General features: G+C 60.0%; 1 protein-coding gene and 1 pseudogene. Both read right to left on the reverse strand.

The window, feature by feature from the left end:
- Positions 1–389: acyl-CoA dehydrogenase family protein (locus JCM12296_RS46805; protein ID WP_246805351.1), on the reverse strand; the 389-nt coding region annotated here is incomplete at its 3' end.
- A 112-nt stretch (positions 390–501) separates the two neighbouring features.
- Positions 502–963: pseudogene (locus tag JCM12296_RS46810) on the reverse strand (acyl-CoA dehydrogenase family protein); the annotation flags it as partial.
- Positions 964–1,009: the final 46 nt, after the last annotated feature.

Below are 1,009 nucleotides of genomic sequence, written 5' to 3' on the forward strand. Positions count from 1 at the left end.
TACTCGGTGGAATAGCCGTAGGCACCCAGGATGCGCATGGCGTAGTTGGAACATTTGTTGACCGTTTCGCCGACGAAGTATTTGGCCTTGGCCACGTCCAGGCCGTTGTTGAGCTTGCCGTTATCCTTCTCCACCGCCGCGCGGTAAACCAGATACCGGGCGCAGTCGATTTCGGTGGCCATCTGGGCGACCATGTCCTGGTTCATCTGGAACTGGCCGATGGGTTTGCCGAACTGCTTGCGATCGTTGCAGTATTTGGTGACCTCGTCCAGGCAGGCCTGGGCCACGCCCACGCCACCGGCGGCGGCCGACAGCCGGGTCTGGTTCAGGGAGCCGAAGACGATCTTGGCGCCATCCCCGGGTTTGCCCAGGATGTTTTCCTTGGGCACCTTGGTATTGTCCAGGAAGACCTCGCCCGTGGGCGAACTCCACGAGCAGTTTGTCCAACGCGGTGGTCTTGACCCCGTTGTAGTTCTTGGGTTCGATGACAAAGGCCGACAGCCCCTTGGAGCCGGCATCGGGGTCCGTGTAGGCGTAGTAAATCAACACGTCGGCCACCTGGGCATTGGAGATCCAGGTCTTGTTGCCGTTGAGCAGCCAATGATCGCCCTTGTCTTCCGCCGTGCTGGACATGGCCATGACGTCGGAGCCGGCATCCGGCTCGGTGATCCCGAACCCGCCGATCAATTCGCCCGCGCACAGCCCTTCGATGTATTTCTTCTTCACTTCCTCGGTGCCATACCGGAAAATGGTGAAGGCGCACCCCAATACCTGCATGTTCACCTGCACGCGCAGCGAGCTGCAGACCCGGGCGAGTTCCTCGGTCACGATCATGGCCGCGAGAAAGCCCATGTCCTCTCCGCCGTATTCCTCGGGGATCACGGTCCCCCAGAATCCCAACTCGCCCATGGGCTTCATGACTTCCTCGTAGGGGAAGTAGTGGTTCTTGTCCCACTCTTCCACGTTGGGGGCGATCTGTTTTTTACAGAAATCGCGGACGGCCTTTTGC

Origin of the sequence: Desulfosarcina cetonica JCM 12296 (assembly GCF_001311845.1) — a bacterium.
In the GTDB taxonomy this organism is placed as follows: Bacteria; Desulfobacterota; Desulfobacteria; order Desulfobacterales; family Desulfosarcinaceae; genus Desulfosarcina; species Desulfosarcina cetonica.